Origin of the sequence: Halobacterium sp. BOL4-2, from assembly GCF_016917835.2 — an archaeon.
Lineage (GTDB): Archaea > Halobacteriota > Halobacteria > Halobacteriales > Halobacteriaceae > Halobacterium > Halobacterium salinarum.
Genome location: NZ_CP070332.2, coordinates 1959486 through 1977412 on the forward strand (window position 1 = coordinate 1959486; position 17927 = coordinate 1977412).

Annotated in this window: 16 protein-coding genes and 1 tRNA gene; 3 read left to right on the forward strand and 14 right to left on the reverse strand. The window is 66.4% G+C overall.

Annotated elements, in window-relative coordinates:
- Nucleotides 1–70 precede the first annotated feature (70 nt).
- Entirely contained in the window at nt 71–1648 is a 1578-nt protein-coding gene (locus JRZ79_RS23680) for a S8 family peptidase (protein WP_010903921.1), read from the reverse strand.
- Nucleotides 1649–1782: 134 nt separating this feature from the next.
- On the opposite strand from JRZ79_RS23680, the gene JRZ79_RS23685 reads away from it, so the two are divergent.
- A complete protein-coding gene (locus tag JRZ79_RS23685) occupies nt 1783–2280 on the forward strand; it encodes a deoxyuridine 5'-triphosphate nucleotidohydrolase (protein ID WP_010903920.1) in 498 nt (165 codons plus the stop codon).
- On the opposite strand, the gene JRZ79_RS23690 is transcribed toward JRZ79_RS23685, so the two are convergent.
- Nucleotides 2281–2823 carry a hypothetical protein gene (locus JRZ79_RS23690; RefSeq protein WP_010903919.1) on the reverse strand — a complete coding sequence of 181 codons (543 nt, stop codon included), beginning with the start codon at nt 2821–2823 and terminating at the stop codon, nt 2281–2283.
- 158 nt (nt 2824–2981) lie between these two features.
- On the opposite strand from JRZ79_RS23690, the gene JRZ79_RS23695 reads away from it, so the two are divergent.
- Nucleotides 2982–3443: a flagellin gene (locus tag JRZ79_RS23695; protein WP_205252305.1), complete on the forward strand. Its 462-nt coding sequence runs from the start codon at nt 2982–2984 to the stop codon at nt 3441–3443.
- Between the two features lie 92 nt (nt 3444–3535).
- Here JRZ79_RS23695 and JRZ79_RS23700 read toward each other — a convergent pair.
- The 6 genes from JRZ79_RS23700 to JRZ79_RS23725 all read right to left on the reverse strand — a co-directional run bounded on the left by JRZ79_RS23700 (nt 3536) and on the right by JRZ79_RS23725 (nt 9321).
- Nucleotides 3536–3607 (reverse strand) — tRNA-Ala (locus tag JRZ79_RS23700).
- Between the two features lie 88 nt (nt 3608–3695).
- Nucleotides 3696–4004 (reverse strand): 30S ribosomal protein S10, encoded by a 309-nt coding sequence (rpsJ, locus tag JRZ79_RS23705; protein WP_010903985.1) that lies wholly within the window; start codon nt 4002–4004, stop codon nt 3696–3698.
- A gap of 3 nt (nt 4005–4007) precedes the next feature.
- Nucleotides 4008–5273, reverse strand: a complete 1266-nt coding sequence (gene tuf, locus JRZ79_RS23710) for a translation elongation factor EF-1 subunit alpha (protein ID WP_010903986.1) — start codon at nt 5271–5273, stop codon at nt 4008–4010.
- 154 nt (nt 5274–5427) lie between these two features.
- The gene (locus tag JRZ79_RS23715) at nt 5428–6381 is read right to left on the reverse strand and encodes a homoserine dehydrogenase (protein WP_205252306.1); all 954 of its coding nucleotides are present in this window, start codon (nt 6379–6381) and stop codon (nt 5428–5430) included.
- Nucleotides 6378–6902 (reverse strand): amino acid-binding protein, encoded by a 525-nt coding sequence (locus JRZ79_RS23720; RefSeq protein WP_205252307.1) that lies wholly within the window; start codon nt 6900–6902, stop codon nt 6378–6380. Before JRZ79_RS23720 ends, JRZ79_RS23715 begins: the two co-directional genes overlap by 4 nt.
- A 232-nt stretch (nt 6903–7134) precedes the next feature.
- Nucleotides 7135–9321 carry an elongation factor EF-2 gene (locus JRZ79_RS23725; protein WP_010903990.1) on the reverse strand — a complete coding sequence of 729 codons (2187 nt, stop codon included), beginning with the start codon at nt 9319–9321 and terminating at the stop codon, nt 7135–7137.
- 192 nt (nt 9322–9513) lie between these two features.
- Here JRZ79_RS23725 and JRZ79_RS23730 point away from each other — a divergent pair, with 192 nt between their 5' ends.
- Nucleotides 9514–10278, forward strand: coding sequence for a DUF5781 family protein (locus JRZ79_RS23730; RefSeq protein WP_205252308.1), 765 nt, complete (start codon nt 9514–9516; stop codon nt 10276–10278).
- 74 nt (nt 10279–10352) lie between these two features.
- On the opposite strand, the gene JRZ79_RS23735 is transcribed toward JRZ79_RS23730, so the two are convergent.
- The 6 genes from JRZ79_RS23735 to rpoB all read right to left on the reverse strand — a co-directional run bounded on the left by JRZ79_RS23735 (nt 10353) and on the right by rpoB (nt 17927).
- Entirely contained in the window at nt 10353–10985 is a 633-nt protein-coding gene (locus JRZ79_RS23735; RefSeq protein WP_010903992.1) for a 30S ribosomal protein S7, read from the reverse strand.
- A 3-nt stretch (nt 10986–10988) separates the two neighbouring features.
- Complete coding sequence (locus tag JRZ79_RS23740) at nt 10989–11417, reverse strand: 30S ribosomal protein S12 (protein ID WP_010903993.1); 429 nt, start codon at nt 11415–11417, stop codon at nt 10989–10991.
- A gap of 163 nt (nt 11418–11580) precedes the next feature.
- Complete coding sequence (locus tag JRZ79_RS23745) at nt 11581–12000, reverse strand: NusA-like transcription termination signal-binding factor (protein WP_010903994.1); 420 nt, start codon at nt 11998–12000, stop codon at nt 11581–11583.
- A complete protein-coding gene (gene rpoA2, locus JRZ79_RS23750; RefSeq protein ID WP_136361011.1) occupies nt 12000–13193 on the reverse strand; it encodes a DNA-directed RNA polymerase subunit A'' in 1194 nt (397 codons plus the stop codon). The genes JRZ79_RS23745 and rpoA2 overlap by 1 nt, the downstream gene beginning before the upstream one ends.
- Complete coding sequence (locus JRZ79_RS23755; RefSeq protein WP_010903996.1) at nt 13186–16101, reverse strand: DNA-directed RNA polymerase subunit A'; 2916 nt, start codon at nt 16099–16101, stop codon at nt 13186–13188. Before JRZ79_RS23755 ends, rpoA2 begins: the two co-directional genes overlap by 8 nt.
- Nucleotides 16101–17927, reverse strand: a complete 1827-nt coding sequence (gene rpoB / locus JRZ79_RS23760; RefSeq protein ID WP_136361012.1) for a DNA-directed RNA polymerase subunit B — start codon at nt 17925–17927, stop codon at nt 16101–16103. The genes JRZ79_RS23755 and rpoB overlap by 1 nt, the downstream gene beginning before the upstream one ends.

Below are 17927 nucleotides of genomic sequence, written 5' to 3' on the forward strand. Positions count from 1 at the left end.
CAACCCACAAAAGAACGCAGCACCGGGGGAACGCCCCCCGGCGAGGACAGTCAGAATCGCGTCCGGTCGATTACTTGTACTCGGTGACGGTCACGGTGAGGTCACCGCGGCCGCTGTAAGCGTACGCGAGCACGTTCAGATCCACGGACGTGTCCGGGTTGTCGATGGTGATCGACTCCTGGGAGCCGGTCGTCCACGACCGGAACTCGTAGCTCGACGTGGTCGGACAGGCGTTGGTGCTCGTGTTCGCGTAGAGGTCGAAGTCCGCGTTCCCCGGGCCATCGAGTTCGATGACGACCTGGCTCGGGTTGCTGTACTCGTAGGAGAACGACCAGCAGTTGCTGTCCCCACGGCCGCGCAGCGAGCCGGAGACGCTCGACGACGTCGAGTCGCCGCCGCCACCGCCACCGCCGCCGCCACCGGAGCCGGGATCGGTGTTGACGGCGTTGGCGGCGTCGACGCGACCAGCGCCCTGCTGGCGGTCGGACAGCCCGATGTCGACGGCGGTTGCCTTCAGGTGATTGCGGAGTTCGGCGTTCGAGAGCTCCCACTGTGCGAGCGTGAGCCCCGCGACGCCGGCGACAACGGGTGTGGCCATCGACGTGCCGGAGATCGATTCGTAGTCGTCTGCCGTCCACGTGGACAACACGTTCGTCCCGGGGGCGGCCAGGTCGATCTTCGGCCCGTAGTTGGAGTACGACGCCAGCGACTCGTCGGGGTCGAGCGCGCTCACGGCGAGCACACCGCCGTACGCGGCGGGGTACGAGACCGAGCCGCTCCCGTCGTTGCCGGCCGCGGCGACGACGAGTGCGCCCTGGTTGGCCGCGTACGTGACGGCGTTTTGCATCGTGTTCGTGTATCCGCCGCCACCGAGCGAGAGGTTGATGACGTCAGCGCCCTCGTTGGCCGCCCACGTGATTGCGTCGGCGATGTCCGCCGTGGATCCGGAGCCACGCTCGGAGAGAGCACGGCCGGCGATCACGCTCGAATTCCCGATCCCGGTGACGCCGTTGCCGTTGTTGACTTCGGCAGCGGCGATGCCGGCGACGTGCGTGCCGTGGATCTCCTCGTTCAGCGAGTCCGGATACGGGTCGCCGTCGTCGTCGACGAAGTCGCGGCCACCGTTGGACACCGAGCGGTCGATGTTGCCGTCGAGGTCCGGGTGGTCGTATTTTACACCCTGGTCGACGACGCCGATCGTGACGCCTGCATCGCCGGTCGTGGTGTCCCACGCCTCGGGGGCATTGACCTGCTGGTCGGCGTACTGATCGCCGAAGCGTGGGTCGTTGGGCACGAGTTGTGCCTGCAGTTCGACGTTCTGCTCGACGTACTTGATTGTGTCACGCGATTCGAGTCGGTCGACGAACTGCTTGCGCACTGACTCGGGGGCGTCGGCTGGCAGGCCCACAACGGCGGTGTTGAGCCGTTCCTGCACGCTGCCGACTTGCTCTTGGCCCTGCAGATACTGCTCGACGTGCTGCTGTGGGTCGTCTTCGACGTTGGACACGCCGACGATGTACTCGCTGCGGTCGGAGTTCCAGGGGTCGTCGGACTCCCCGGCGCTGACGCCGACCAGTGCGACTGACCCGGCGGCCGCACCGGTCGCGGTCAGGAAACTACGCCTCGTGACGTTGGTATTGTCTGCCATCCCACTCGCCAGAACAGTGTACACTTACTTAATATTTTTCGCTAGAAACTGTGATTTATATAGTTATAAATTGAAATGAACAGGCGAAGAGTGGAATCGAAACCGATTCCAGGCGGCCCCACCGAACGGCAGGCATGTACGAACGGGGGGCGTTCGTCGCCGACCACGTCGAGCCGGTTGCCGACGATCAGATCCAGCCGAACGGGGTCGACCTCACAGTCGATGCCGTCCTCGAACAGACCGAGCCCGGGCGCATCGACACCGACGGCAAAACCATCGGCGACCGCAGCCCGGTCACGCCGACCGCCGACGAGGACAGCACCGACACCACGGTCACGATCCAACCCGGGACGTACATCCTCCAGTACGCGGAGACCATCACCATCCCCGAGAACCACGTTGGGTTCGTCTATCCACGGTCGTCGCTGATGCGGAACTCCTGTATGCTGCATTCGGCCGTGTGGGACGCCGGGTACACCGGCCGCGGCGAAGGCCTGTTCGAGGTGCACCACGAGATCACGATCGCGCGTGGCGCACGCGTCGCCCAGCTCGTGTTGGCGACCGGAGACCACGAAAACACCTACGACGGGAGCTACCAGCACGAGCGCACGGACACCCGTCCTGGCGAGTAGTCACACGCGCTCGTCGAACAGCGGGAGGAGCGTCTTGACCGTGTCCGCGGGCAGATCGTGCGCCGCGATGGAGGCGACGAGCCGGCCGTCGACGGCTCGCGCCCGAGCCACGAGCGCGTGGAGGAATCGAAACACCGCTTCAGGGTCGGTCACAGCCACGCTGCGTTCGAGTCCGTCGAGATACACCGTGGGGTCGTGTGTTTCCCACGCACCCAGATACGCGTGGACGATGACGCCAACCGTGGCCATGTCGCAGCCGTTCGGCGGCGTGGCCGGAAGCTGAATCGGGGCGGCGTCCGTGTGCGCTGCGGGCGAGGAGCGCGCGGTCGCGGTGCGCACGTCCCCACTGCCGGCGGTCACTGCGGCGACGCGGTCCTTGTTCGCGCCCCACCGGCGAATCCAGGTCTCGGCGTCGAAGGCGTAGGTCACACCGACGGCCGTCGAAGCCGTGCGTGGGTCCGCGTCGACTGCAGTGACATCCGGTTCGGTCACGATCACAGCGTCTGCCTCCCGTGGTCGGCATTCCCCTCCCATGCCAGTCATTACCGCAAGCGTGTCAACGGTGGAATGTAAAGCTTGTCAAACGGTATGCATTAGCGTGACGCTGGGCGTGCGATGTCGCGCGCGAACGAACATTCAAGCCGATCGGGTTGCAGAACAACAACGATGGCACGACCCGCGGCAACAGGGGTGAGCGACTGATGGCCTCCGTCTCCTCGGCCCACCTCGTGTTGTTTATCGCCGCGATCCTGTTCTCGGCCGCGCTCGCCGGTGCGCTCACGGACAGTGCCACCATCATCGGCGACAGCGTCAACGACGCCGCCGACACCGACGCCGCACACGCCAACACCGCGTTCAGCGTCGTCAGCGATCCGGGTGCGCCGAACAGCGTCTACAACGACACCACGGATACGCTCACGATCCTCGTGAAGAACACGGGGGACAGCACGCCCCTGAGCGACCCCAGAGACATCACTGTGCTCGTCGATGGGGAGTATCAAACACCCGCGAGTACGGCGGTCGTGAGCGCGAACGCTGACACCTGGCGGCCGGGCACGCTGCTGCGCGTGGAGGTGACTGTTGATCTGGCACCGAACACGGAGACCCGGGTCGTCGTCGACGCCAGCGGCCACCGCGATCACTTCACGTTCACCACGTCGTAGCCCCTGGGCCACTCGGCTGTGAACTGCGGGCGGCGTGTGCGGCCCAGTGCCGAACAATGGCGGCGCTGGTGGGCGATGGGATGGGAGAAGGATGGACTCGCTGGGATTTGAACCCAGGGCCTCTTCCTTGCGAAGGAAGCGATCTACCGCTGATCTACGAGCCCGCGACCGCGCAGAAACGACCGCGCGGCGAGGTCGAACATCGAAGACGACGCGAGCCGAAAACGGCCCTCACGGGGCCACGGTGGCGGCTCAGTCTTCGAGGACGATCTCGATGTTGACGTCGTTGGGAACCTGAATCCGCATCAGCTGGCGGAGCGCGCGCTCGTCCGCGTCGATGTCGATGAGACGCTTGTGGACGCGCATCTCCCAGTGCTCCCAGGTCGCGGTCCCCTCGCCGTCAGGGGACTTCCGGGACGGCACTTCGAGGGTCTTCGTCGGCAGCGGGACCGGACCGGAGACTTTCACGCCGGTTTTGTCCGCGATCTCCTGGACTTCGCCACAGATGTTGTCGAGGTCGTCGGGATCGACGCCGGCGAGACGAACGCGTGCCTGCTGCATGGATTAGGCTTCGTCGACGTCCAGAACTTTCCCGGCCGCGATGGTCTGACCCATGTCGCGCACGGCGAACGAGCCGAGTTCCGGAATCTCCGAGGACGGCTCGAGGCTGAGTGGCTTTTGCGGGCGCACGGTGACGACCGCTGCGTCGCCGGACTGGATGAAGTCCGGGTTCTCCTCCTGGGTCTCGCCGGACGCCGGGTCCATCTTCTTGTCGATGGATTCGATGGTACACGCGACCTGTGCGGTGTGCGCGTGGAAGACCGGCGTGTACCCGGCGGTGATGACCGACGGGTGCTGCATCACGACGACCTGTGCTTGGAAGGTGTCGGCGACCGACGGCGGGTCGTCGGCCGGACCACAGACGTCGCCGCGACGAATGTCGTCCTTGCCGATGCCGCGCACGTTGAACCCGACGTTGTCACCGGGCTCCGCGTTCGGCACTTCCTCGTGGTGCATCTCGATGGTCTTGACCTCGCCACCGACGTCGCTGGGCTGGAAGCTGACGTTGTCGCCGGTGTTCATCACACCGGTCTCGATGCGTCCGACGGGAACGGTACCGATCCCGGAGATCGTGTAGACGTCCTGGATCGGGAGCCGGAGATCGGCGTCCGTCGGCGGCTGTGGCACCGGAAGCCCGTTGAGGGCCTCCAGGAGGGTGGGGCCGTCGTACCACGGTGTGTTGTCCGAGTGGTCCGAGACGTTGTCGCCCTCGAACGCGGAGGTCGCGATGAACTTCGCGTCGTCGGGGTTGAAGCCGACCTGCCCGAAGAGGTCCTTGACGCCGGAGACCACTTCGTTGTATTTGGACTCGTCGTAGTCGACGACGTCCATCTTGTTGACAGCGACGATGAGCTCGTCGATGCCAAGCGTTCGCGAGAGGAAGACGTGCTCTCGCGTCTGGGGCGCGACACCGTCGTCAGCGGCGACGACGAGGACGGCGTTGTCGGCCTGGGACGCACCCGTAATCATGTTCTTCACGAAGTCGCGGTGGCCAGGACAGTCGACGATAGTGAACTCGTACTCGTCGGTGGTGAACTCCTGGTGGGCGATGTCGATGGTGACACCGCGTTCGCGCTCCTCGGCGAGGTTGTCCATGACGTAGGCGAACTCGAAGCCGCCCTTGCCCTTCTCCTCGGCCTCTTCTTTGTGCTGTTCGATGACGTGCTCGGGTACGCTCCCCGTTTCGTAGAGGAGGCGCCCGACCATCGTGCTCTTGCCGTGGTCGACGTGGCCGATGACGGCCAGGTTCTGGTGGCGGTTGTCGCTCATATTCGGATAATGCGCTGAAGACGCGCTCTGTGAAGTCTATTCGTCAGTTCGCATTAAAACCATTTCGGTACGCGACCAGGGATCAGCCGCGACAGTCGCTGATACCATGCCTTGCAGTACCACGCCGCTGGGAATTTTTGTCAGGAAACCGGCGTTACTGTTGGTCGGCGATGTGATCGACGTCCGCAAGCACCGCCGACGCCGTTGCCGCCCCGCCAGCACCCTGTCCGGACAGGTTCAGCCGCCCCGCGTGCTCGGTCTCCAACTGCACGATGTTCGTGGTCCCGGACACCGCAAGCGTCCCGTTGGCCGGCACCAACCGCGGCCCGACCCGCACGTGATCCGGCCCCACCTCCCCGATCAGCCGTATCGTCTGCCCGTCGGTTTCGGCCAGCTCCAGCGCCGACGGGGCCACCCCCGTGATCCCGTCGACGCTGACGCCGTCGAGGTCGTACTCACGGTCGCCGATCACGTTCGCGAGGATCGCACACTTCAGCGCCGCATCCGTGCCGTCCACGTCAAACGTCGGATCCGCCTCCGCGACCCCCACCTCTTGTGCCTCCGCCAGGACGTGCTCGTACCCCAGTCCCGCCGCCGCCATCCGCGACAACACGAAGTTCGCGGTCCCGTTCAGGACGCCACGGACAGCACGCACGCGGCCGGCGCCGATGCGCTCGATGGTCGCCAGCACGGGGATCGCACCCCCAACAGTCGCCTCGAACCGGAGGTTGCCCGCGCTCGCCGCCGCCAGCTCGCACACCCCAGCGTAGCGCTCGGCGACCGGGCCCTTGTTCGCGAGCACGACGTGACGGTCCGCACTCAGCGCGCGCTCGACGTGCCCGAAACCGGGCTCGGCGTCCCCCAGCGTCGTCGGCGTCGCCTCCACGAGCACGTCGTAGTCGGCGGTCAACGCGTCACTCGGCGCTCCCGTCCCGATCTCACTCGCCGCGTCGCGCTTGCGCGCACACACCGCCGCCGTGTCCACCCCCGAACCGTCGACGACCGCGCTCGTCGAGTCCGCCACCGCAACCACGGTGTGGCCGTGGGACGCGGCCTGGTCGACGACCGCCTGCCCGACCGCTCCCGCCCCCATGACGGCAAGTCTCATCGCCGATCACCCGCCAGCGGCTCGATCACGCGGACGCCCGCCTCGGCGGCCACCGCTCGCACGGCCGCCAGCGTGCGCTCGGCTGCACCATCAGCCACCCCCATCCGGAGGCGCGCACTCGCCTCGTGGCCCACCCCTGGCTCGTCGGTCAACGTGAACTCCACTACCGACGCAGCCCCACACTCCTCGACGGACGCGAGCAGCTCGGACGGATCAGTGGCCACCAGATCCCCCACCAGCAGCACCGTCACCGCGTCCGCGTAGCGCTCCGCGGTGGCGTCGATGACGGTGACGCCCGCGTCCTCCAACGCCCCCACCACCGTCTCGAACCGGTCGGGCTGACACTCCACGGTCACCTCCACGGGGATGCGGCCGCGCGGCGTCACCGATCCGCGCTCGTGGAGGACCGACAGCAGGTTCCCCCCTGCGTCCGCGATCGGCGCAAGCGCAGCCAGCAACGCGCCGGGCTCGTCGGCAAGCTCCAGTCGGAGCACGTGGGTCCGATCCGCGGGCGCGGTCACGGCCACCCCACCCCCTGCGTGGCACCCCGCCGGACGCGTGTTGTCGGCCACGAGCCGGACTGCAGTCGCTCGGTGCCGACCCCGCAGCTCGGATCGCGTCCGCCTGCGAACATGAGTTGCAGTCGGACTGCTGGCTGTTATAACGCTTCGGCCGAGTCAACTCCTGCCGGCGTCGCCGAGCGCGCGACCGGCCGTCGACGCGCCACGAAATCGAACCCCCCGCGAGAACGGATTAGAAGTGCGTGATGCTCTCGGGCAGCTCCGTCTTCATGCCCTTGCGCTCGCGGATCTCCATGATGATCTCCCGCTGGAGGTTGTCCGCCATGACGCGGAACCCAGCGTTCTCGGTGTTCCAGGACGCCCGCCCCTCGGTCGCCGAGCGGATGTCACTGGAGAACCCGATCATCTCGTCGACCGGTGCGATGCCCTCGACGACCATGAGGTCGCCTTCCTGGTACATGTCGTCGACGCGACCACGCCGACCCTGCACCTCGCCGGACGCAGCGCCCATGTGCTCGGACGGGACGTCGATGCGGACGTCCTGAATCGGCTCCAGCAGCCGGATGTCGGCGTCGATGAGCGCGCGGTGGACGGCGTCCCGAGTCGCCGGGATGACCTGCGCCGGACCGCGGTGGATGGCGTCCTCGTGGAGGCGCGCGTCGTGCAGGCGGATGAGCGCACCCTCGACGGGTTCGGCCGCCAGCGGGCCGTCCTCCAGGGAGTCGGTGAGGCCGTCGACGACCAGCTCCATCGTCTCGTTGAGGTGCTGAATCCCCTTCGTGTCGTCGATGAAGATGTTGCGCCCGATGATGTTCTCGACGTCCTGTGACGTCTCCTTGTCCATGCCCGCCTCCTGGAGGACCTCGCGGCGCTCCTGTTCGGGCATGTCCATCGACACCTCGCCCAGGCGGATCTCCTCGAGCACGTCGTCGCTGAGCTGCTCGACGGTGATGTAGAACTTGTTGTGGCGGTTCGGCGAGACGCCCTCGACTTCCTGGGAGTCGCTGGTCGGCGTCTCACGGTAGACGACGATCGGCTCCCCAGTCGTGACGGGGATGCCCTGGTTGCGCTCGATGCGCTGGGTCTGGACTTCCAGGTGGAGTTCGCCCTGCCCCGAGATGAGGTGCTCGCCGGTGTCCTCGTTGATCTCGATGGAGATCGTGGGGTCCTCCTTCGAGACTTGTCGCAGCGTCTCGATGAGCTTCGGGAGGTCGTCCATGTTCTGTGCCTCGATGGACTTCGTGATGACCGGCTCGGAGATGTGGTCGATGGACTCGAACGGCGTCATCTCCTCGTTTGAGACGGTGGAACCGGCGATGGCGTCCTTGAGGCCGGTGACCGCGGCGATGTTGCCTGCGGGGACTTCGTCGACCTCCTCGCGCTCGCCGCCCATGTAGATCCCGACGCTCTGAACGCGGTTCTTGCCGGCCGTCCCGGACACGTACAGCTCCTGGCCCTTCTCGAGGGTGCCGGAGAACACGCGCCCAGCCGCAATCTCGCCGGCGTGCGGGTCGACACCGATGTCGGTCACCATCAGGACGACTTCGCCGTCCTCGTCGACGAGGCGCATCGACTCCGCGATCTCGGAGTCGGCGTCACCACGCCAGACGGTCGGAATACGGCGGGGCTGCGCGTCGATGGGGTTCGGGAAGTGCTCGGCGACCATGTCGAGCACGACGTCGGCCAGCGGCGTCTGCTCGTGCAGCTCCTCGCGCTTGTCCGAGCGCTCCAGGTCGATGATATCCCCGAAGTCCATGCCGGTGCGCTGCATCGACGGCATCGAAACGCCCCACTTGTAGAGCGCGGACCCGAACGCCACGGTGCCGTCCTCGACGGACACCGTCCAGTCCTCGATGTCGTCTTTCTCCTCGGTCATCCCGCGGATGAGCTCGTTGACGTCGCCGATCACCGAGAGCAGGCGCTCCTGCATCTCCTCGGGGCCCTCCTGGAGCTCCGAGATGAGGCGATCGACTTTGTTGATGAACAGCGTCGGCTTGACGCCCTCGCGGAGCGCCTGCCGAACGACTGTCTCCGTCTGGGGCATCGCGCCCTCGACGGCGTCCACGACGACGAGCGCGCCGTCGACGGCGCGCATCGCGCGGGTCACGTCACCGCCGAAGTCGACGTGGCCCGGCGTGTCGATGAGGTTGATGAGGTGGTCGTCGCCCTCGTACTCGTGGGTCATCGAGACGTTTGCGGCGTCGATGGTGATGCCCCGTTCCTGTTCGTCCTCCTCGGTGTCCATCGCCAGCTGCTGGCCGGCGGTGTCCTCCGAGATCATCCCCGCCCCCGCGAGCAGGTTGTCAGTGAGGGTGGTTTTTCCGTGGTCGACGTGCGCGGCGATGGCGATGTTCCGGATCTGCTCCGGGTTGTCCATCAGCCGTTCGCACTGTTCGACAATCTTCTTTCGTCGGCCCATTGGACATTCATACTGCCAGCGGGTTCAAAAGGATAGTGCTTTGCCGGTCGCATGGCACCCGAGACGCGTGGTGTCACCCCGGAACGCGTCGGGTTCCGGGCGGTCGTTGCCCGCCGACCACCGACTTCGGAGGACGCGGGGCCTGCTGGGGGCGTAAGAGTCTTTGTCACCACTCCGCTGTGAACTATTACCATGGAGATTCGTGTGTCCGGCGCTGGCCCGGCTGCCCCCTTCTTCAGCGCCCGAGACGTCTTCGAACCCAGCCACGACCTCGACCTCCCGGTCGACGTCCACATCCGGTCGAACCCCGACGAGCGAACCTGGGCCGGCCACTACGACGACCACCACGTTCTCAACATCTCCCAGCAGGCCGCAACCTCCGTGATGGCCCGCGAGCTCGCGCTCCACGAGTTCGCCCACATGCACCGCCACGAACGCGGCCACCCCAGCCACACCCTCTCGATGGACGAAGTGCTGTTTCTCGCGCTCACCGGCCGCGAAGTCGAACAGCGCGTGCTCACCCACTGCTACCAGATCGCCAACCACGTCAAAGACATCTACGCCGACGACATCACGCTCTCGGTCGGCCCCACCGACAAACTCCGCTCGTTCCTGGAATCCGAGCTCGCGGCCGCCATCGCCGACCAGCCGGCCGACCGCCAGCAGGTCGGCCACCGACTCACCGCCGGCGCCGACCCCTCGATGACCGCGGTCAACGCCGCGTTCGCACTCGCACTCCTGGAACGCCACGACGCCATTCCCGGCGACCACCGGCTGTACGACCTCGCACACGCGGCCGGCCAGGACGCCCCCGAGATCGACGTCGACGGGTTCCGCCGCCGGTTCGCCACGCTCGGCCCCGACCCCGACGAGAGTGACTGCCGGCGCGGCCTCGTCGATACGATCCGCACGTACGCCGACGCCCAGACCACCACCACGGGCCCCGCCGCCGACTGACCACGCGTCGCTGTCCACCCGAGAGCGCGCCAAGCGGAATCACCCGACTCGGCGAAAATCGAAACCCGCCCGCGTCAGCGTGCCGCTGCAGCGACGCGTTCTTTCTCCTTTTTCTGGCCGATGGCGTACGTCTGGACGTTGTAGTCCGCCGCGCCAGCGAGCTGATTGGCAAGCGCCTCCGCGGCGTCGGTGGGCGTCTTGAACGACGCCGAATGCGCGCCGTCCGCGAGGAACTTCAGCGCCTGATCGACGCGGCGCTGCGGTGCCGTGTCGACGGCCTGGGGGACCGAGATCCCGCCGTACTTCAGGCGCACGGTCTCCTCCCGCGGGGCCGCGTTCTCGACGGCGCTCACGAGCACCTGAATGGGGTTCTCGTCGGTTCGCTCGTGGACGATGTCGAACGCGTCACGAACGATCTTCAGTGCCTGCTGTTTCTTCCCGGCGTTCGCGCCCGTCTTCATCAAGCGGTTGGCGAGTCGCTCCACGATGGAGATCTCGCTTTTCTTGAACTGCTTTTGGGCGTGTCGCCCCATCGTGTGCGCGACCGGCGTCACTGCGAGGTAGCGCCGCGTGCTCGGGTCCTCGTAGTGGATCTCCGCGACGTCCCACTTCCCGAACAGCTTCGCGTTCGCCGCGACCTCCTGGGTGTCCTCGGATTCGGCGGCTGCCTCCTCTGTCTCGTCTTCGGCTGGTTGCTCGTCGCTCATGTGTTATCGCACCGGCTTCTCAGCGTTCCCGCGAACCAGTTCGATGAGGCTCACGCCGTTGACTTTCTCGACCTTGTAGTTGACACCGGAGAGGTCGCCCATCGCGCGACCTTTCGCCCCACCGATCCCGGCGATGGTGACCTCGTCGTGCTCGTCGATGAACGAGATCGCACCGTCACCGGGGCAGAACGCAGTCACCTGCTTGCCGTTCTTGATGAGCTGCACCCGAACACACTTCCGGATCGCGGAGTTCGGCTGCTTCGCTTCGATGCCGACCTTCTCGAGTACGATGCCACGCCCCTGTGGGGCTCCCTCAAGGGGGTCGGACTTCTTACCGAGGCCCCGCTCTCGCCGCGCGTACTCAGAATCGGACCACCGGCGCTGCTGGCGGTCCTTCTTGAGTTTGCGAGCGGCGTACTTGCCGTTCGTCATACAGCCGAGTATCCCGCGGAGGCACTTAAGCCCGACCTTTTGCCCTGCGCTCGGTCGTGTTACCCACTCGTCTGCCCACGGGCGGCGACGAAGCGAGCGGCAGGACGGCGGCGTGCTTTCAGCGCAGCCCGTGCTAGCGCCCGAGAGAGCGCAGCGAACGGGACTACGTCAGCTGGATGTCGTCGATGTCGAAGTGGCGGGCGGCCAACTCCTTGGCGGTCTCGATGTTCGTGCCGTCAGCACCGATCGCGACGCCCTTGTCCTCGTGGGCGACTTCCGCGTACGCGACCGTCGTGTCGTTCTCGCTGACCGTGACGTTGTAGACCGCCGCCGGCGAGAGCGCGTTCGCCACGAACCCCTCGGCGGTCGGGGCATCCTCGACGAGCACCACGCTGCGCCCGAGCGTCGCTTCAAGCGCGTCGACGCGGCTCCCGCCGTCGCCGATGGCGGCCCCCATCTCGCCCGCAGTGACGACGTACACCACCCGGTCGTCGTCGGGCAGGCAATCGACGGCCGTCGCGTCGGTCTCCGTCTCGAAGACGGCGATGAGCTGGCGCGCCTCATCTGAGAGCCGGATGGTCATCAGTCCGACGTCTGTGTCGCGCCCATCCGGAGGTCGACGTCACCAGTTCCGAGCCGAACCGGCTTCCCGACGATCACGTTCTCGATGACGCCGTCGAGGTCGTCGCTCTCGCCGTGGATCGCCGCGTCCAGGAGGTGGTTCACCGTCACCTCGAAGGCGGCCCGCGCGAGCACGGAGTTCTTGTTCCCCGAGATGCCGTGGCGGCCGATCGACTCGATGGTGCCGTCGTTGGTCATGATGTCGGCGACCAACATCAGGTGGCGGATGTTCACGTCGTCGAGGCCCTGCTCTTCGAGGGTGGTCATCGTCTCGTTGATGATCGCCTCCCGAGCGGCCTCGATGCCGAGGGTCTTGTGCACCTCGTGGATGTTGTTACACGACGTGCGCGTGGCGTCGACGCCCTCGATCTTGAGCGCCTTCTTGAACGCCGACCCCTCGGTGTAGAGGACGAACTCCTCGCCACGGTCGGTTTCTTCGCGCCGAATCACGACCCGGGACACCTCCTCGATGCCCTTGAACACGATGTCCCGGAGCTGCTCGACCAGCTGCAGGAGCTCCCGGTACGACGGCTCGCTCGGTCCGAACTCCAGGATCGTTCCGTCCTGGGTCACTGTCACACCGAGGTTCCCCTCGATCGTCTCCGCGACCTCCCCCGCGATCTGCGTCGTGGAGTCAACCCGCGGCCACCGCTCCTGGAGCGTGTCCTCGTTGAGGTCGATGCGGACGACCATGTCCGCGACGTTCGTGGAGATGTCGCCCAGCGCGAGGATCTTCGTGGCCTCGATCTTCCAGACGACCTCGTGGGCGCGCTCGCGCTCCTCGGCGTACTCGTCCTCCAAGTACACCTCCATCACCGGCGTGTCCGGCGTCTTCCGGGCGTCCACGAGCTCGATGAGCCGCGGCAGCCCCTGTGTCACGTCCATCTCCGCGACGCCCGCGTAGTGGAACGTGTTCATGGTCATCTGCGTCCCCGGCTCCCCGATGGACTGCGCGCTCACCGTCCCCACTGGGTCGAGCGGGTCGACGCGCGTGTCCAAATATTGGGCCTCAACCGCGGTGGCGATCTCGTTCGCCTGGGACTTCGTGACCCCGCGCTCCTCGGCGGTCGCGAGCACCTCGTCTTTCAGCCGCCGTGGCAACTCGGTGTCCTCGATCACGTCGTGGACGCCGTCCGTCACGTCGAACTCAGTCATCCGATTCCACCTCCCAGGCGGCGCCGTGTTCGGAGAGGTTCGTCGGCGGCTCCTCGACCTCCAGGAACTCGGCCTTCTGGGTGTCGCTGTCGAACTCCGAGTTCAGGATGCGGTCGGCGACGTGCTCGACGTCGATGTCGACCTCCTCGTTGGAGGACACCTGCACCGGACTGGTGCCGTCCTCCCCGAACTCGAACTGCACGATCGTGTCGCTGGTGTCCCGCACGGTGCCGTCGTACTGCGTCTCCAGCTCCGACAGCGCGTTGATCAGCCGGCGCTGCAGGTAGCCGGACTTCGACGTGCGGACTGCCGTGTCAACCAGCCCCTCGCGGCCCCCCATCGCGTGGAAGAAGAACTCCTTCGGGGTCAGCCCGCTGGTGTAGGAGTTCTCCACGAAGCCATGGGCCTCACTGGAGAGGTCGTTGGGCGCGAAATGGGAGAGCGTGCGGTCCTCGTAGCCGCGGTTGATGCGCTCGCCACGAACCGCCTGCTGGCCGACACACCCAGCCATCTGCGTGAGGTTCAACATCGACCCACGCGCGCCGGAGTTCGCCATCACGACCGCGGGGTTGTCCTCGTCGAAGTTCTCCTCGGCGACGTCCCCCGCGGAGTCCCGAGCCTTTCCGAGCGTCTGCATGATCTTCATCTCCAGGGTCTCGTCGACCGTGCGGCCGGGCAGGCTCTCTAGGTCCCCGTTCTCGTAAGTCTCGATGAGTTCCTGCACGCGGTCGTACGCCGACTGGATCGCCTCGTCGATGCGCTCGCGGGCCTCCGTCGACACCGTCTCGTCGTCGATGCCGATCGAGAACCCGAAGTGCATGATCGACCGCATCGCCAGCGACGCGACCTCGTTGATGAAGATGCGGGCGCGCGTGTTCCCGTGGACTTTCGTGATGGTGTCCACGATCTCACTGCCGTACTCCCCGACCTCGTCGTCGGCGATGGTGCCCTCCAAGAGCTGGCCGTCCTCGATGACGACCGTGTCACCGGTCGTGCCGGTGAACTCAAGCGAGAGGTCGTCGGGCAGCAACTCGGAGAAGATCTGGTGGCCGGTCCAGTACTGGTCGCCGTCCTCGTCGGTGCCGGCGGCCGCCGGCAGCTCGTCGATCCGGGTCTGCCGGAGTAGGTCCGACGCCTGCGTCTCGTTGAACCGCGGATTGTCGTTCGTGAGCAGGTACGTCCCCGAGATGTGGTCCTGGATCGCGCCGATGATGTTCTCCCCGAACCGCGGGGAGAGGATCTGCTCTTGGACGCGCATCAGCACGCGCGCCTCGGCCCGCGCCTCCTCGTTCTGGAGGGCGTGCATGTTCATCTCGTCGCCGTCGAAGTCGGCGTTGTACGGCGGACAGACGACCGTATTCAGGCGGAACGTCTTGTACGGCATCACCACGACCTCGTGGGCCATGATCGACATCCGGTGCAGCGACGGCTGCCGGTTGAAGATGATGATGTCGCCGTCGATGAGGTGGCGCTGGACCTCCCAGCCGGGCTCGACGCGCTCGGCGAGCTCCTCACACACCTTCTCGGTGACGCGCACGCGACGGCCGTCGGGCCGGGTGACGTAGTTCGCGCCCGGATGCCCCTCGGGGCCGTTCCGGACGTAGCGTCGGGCGCGCTCGAGGTTCTGCTCGTTGACGACCATCGTCTGTGTCATCTCCGTCGCCACCCGATCCGGCACCCCGACCTCGTTCAGCGACAGCGTGGGGTCCGGCGAGATGACGGTCCGGGCGGAGAAGTTCACGCGTTTCCCCGAGAGGCTGCCGCGGAACCGCCCCTCTTTGCCCTTGAGGCGCTGGGATAGCGTCTTCAGCGGGCGGCCGGACCGATGTCGCGCCGGCGGCGTCCCGCTGATCTCGTTGTCCATGAACGTCGTGACGTGGTACTGCAACAGCTCCCAGAGGTCCTCGATGATGAGCTGTGGCGCACCCGCCTCGCGGTTCTCCATGAACCGCTGGTTGATGCGGATGATGTCCACCAGCTTGTGCGTGAGGTCGTCCTCGCTGCGCTGGCCGTTGTCAAGCGTGATCGACGGTCGCGCCGTCACCGGCGGCACCGGTAGCACCGTCAGGATCATCCACTCGGGCCGACTGCGGTCCGAGTTCACGCCCAGCGCTTCGAGGTCCTCGCCGGGGATGTCCTCGAACCAGTCCCGGATGTCCGACGGCATCAGCTTGTTCATGTCCTCGGTGGTGAGGTCCGCGCCGATGGCCGTCTCGATGGCCTCACGGTCCTCGCGGCGCGGCCGGAACTCCCCGGAGAGGATCTCGTTGATCCGGCTGATGTCGATGTCGGTCTGCTCGGCGAGCTCCTGGGGGCTCACGCCAGCGTCGTCCTCGTCCTCGTCGGGCTGCATCGACGCCGCGATGCGCTCGCTGTAATCCGACGCCAACACCTGCTGGACCTCGTAGTACGTCGTCGGCTTCTCGTGTTTGACGTCGTACTGGACCTCCCCGCAGTGCGGGCAGTGGTCTTTCTTGCGGGCCTCACGGATCGCCGCCGTCATCACGTCAGAGACGTCCTGGCGGAGGCTCCGCGTCCGATCGAGGTTCTCCCGGTACTCGTCTTTCTCCTCCTCGGTGAGCAGCAGGCTCGCGCACTCCCGACACGTCCCACGCAGGAGCCGGCGGATGAGCTTCGAGAACCCCACGTGAATCACCGGGGCCGCGAGCTCGATGTGGCCGAAGTGGCCGTTGCAGCCGCCCGAGCGCTGCCCACACGTCTTACACTCTAGACCCGGATCGATGACGCCCAGTCGGGGGTCCATCAGCCCCATGTCGATCGGGAAGCCGTCGTCGTCGTACGTGTCCGCCGTGATGACCTTCGTGGCGGACATGTCGCGGTACTCCTCTGGGTCCATCAGCCCGAAGCTGATTTCGCCGATTTCCTTGGGGGCTTGTCCTGCACTCATTACACTGCCTCCTCCAGTTCCAGGCGCGGCGCGATGCCGAGCGCCTTCATCTCGTCGAGTAGAAGCTTGAATGCGTAACTCATCTCGATGCTGTGTACGTCGGTCTCCTCCTCGCAGTTCGGACAGTACACCCGGCGCTGCTCGTAGTTCTCCACGGCCGTCATGCCGCAGTTCCCACACACGTGGATCTCCTCGCGGTCCGAGGAATCGAGCAGGCGCTCTTTGAGCACCATCGCCGCGCCGTGCCCGATGACGGTGTCACGCTCCATCTCACCGACCCGCAGTCCGCCCTCGCGGGCGCGACCCTCGGTGGGTTGTCGGGTCAGCACCTGCACCGGCCCCTTCGACCGGGCGTGGAGCTTGTTCGACACCATGTGGTAGAGCTTGTGGTAGAAGATCGTCCCCACGAAGATCTCGGCCTCGATTTTCTCCCCGGACACCCCGGAGTACATGACCTCCTTGCCGGAGGATTTGAAGCCGCGGTCTTCGAGCGTGCCACGGATCTCGTCCTCGCCCTCGCCGGTGAACGGCGTGCCGTCGACGGACCGCCCGTCCAGCGACCCCGCCTTCCCGCCGAGCATCTCCAGCACGTGGCCGACCGTCATCCGCGACGGCAACGCGTGGGGGTTCAACACGAGGTCCGGCACCACGCCTTCCTGCGTGAACGGCATGTCCTCCTGGGGCGCGAGGTGGCCGACGACGCCCTTCTGGCCGTGTCGGCTCGCGAACTTGTCGCCGAGCTCCGGGATGCGCTCGTCGCGCACGGAGACTTTCGCGAGCTTCGAGCCGTCCTCGCCCTCCATCAGCGTCACCGTGTCGACGACGCCGTCCTCGCCCGACCGCATCGTCACCGACGTTTCGCGGCGCTTCTGCGGGCTCAGCCCGCCCATGTCCTCGGGTTCTTCGAGGAACCGCGGCGGACTCGTCTTCCCCAACAGCACCGACGAATCGTCGACTTTCGTCTCGGGGTTCACCAGGCCGTCGTCGTCGAGGTGCGTGTACGCGTCCTCACCGCGTGCGCCCCGCACGTCGTCGCCGGGGATCTCGAAGCGGTCTTCCTGGCCGCCAGGGTAGCGCCGCTCCTCGCCCTCGTACGTGCGGAAGAAATGCGACCGGGAGAGCGCGCGCTCCACGGACCCCTTGTTCATGACCAGGGCGTCCTCGATGTTGAACCCCTCGTAGGACATCACGGCGACGACGAAGTTCTGGCCCGCCGGCCGGTCGTCGTAGCCGATCTGCTCGGTCGTCTGGGTGTTCACCATCGCCTTCTGCGGGTAATGCAGGAGGTGTTGGCGGGTGTCCGGCCGGATGCGGTAGTTCGCCGCCGGCAGCCCCAGACTCTGTTTCATCATCCCCGCCCCCATCGTAATCCGGGGGCTGGCGTTGTGCTCGGGGTACGGGATCATCCCCGCACCGATCCCGAAGATGAGCTGCGGGTCGATTTCGAGGTGCGTGTGGTCGGCCGTGAGCTCCTCCTCCTCGACGCCCACGAGGATGTCCTCTTCCTCCTCGGCGTCGATGAACTCGACTTTCCCCGCCTCAACGAGGTCCTCGAAGTCGATGTCGCCGTTCTTGACGGCCTCCACTTCCTCCTGGGTGACCACCGGCTCGCCGTTCTCCACGACCAGCAACGGCCGGCGCGCCCGGCCAGCGTCCGCGTTCACGATGACCTCACCGGTGCGGTCCCTGACCGAGACGTTCACCATCTCGGAGACCTCACCGCGGCGGCGCGCCTCCCGGATCTGTTCTGCTAACTCTTCGGGGTTCTCGTGTGTTCCAACCAGACTCCCGTTGACGTAGACTTTGGCTTCGCGTTCCGTACTCAT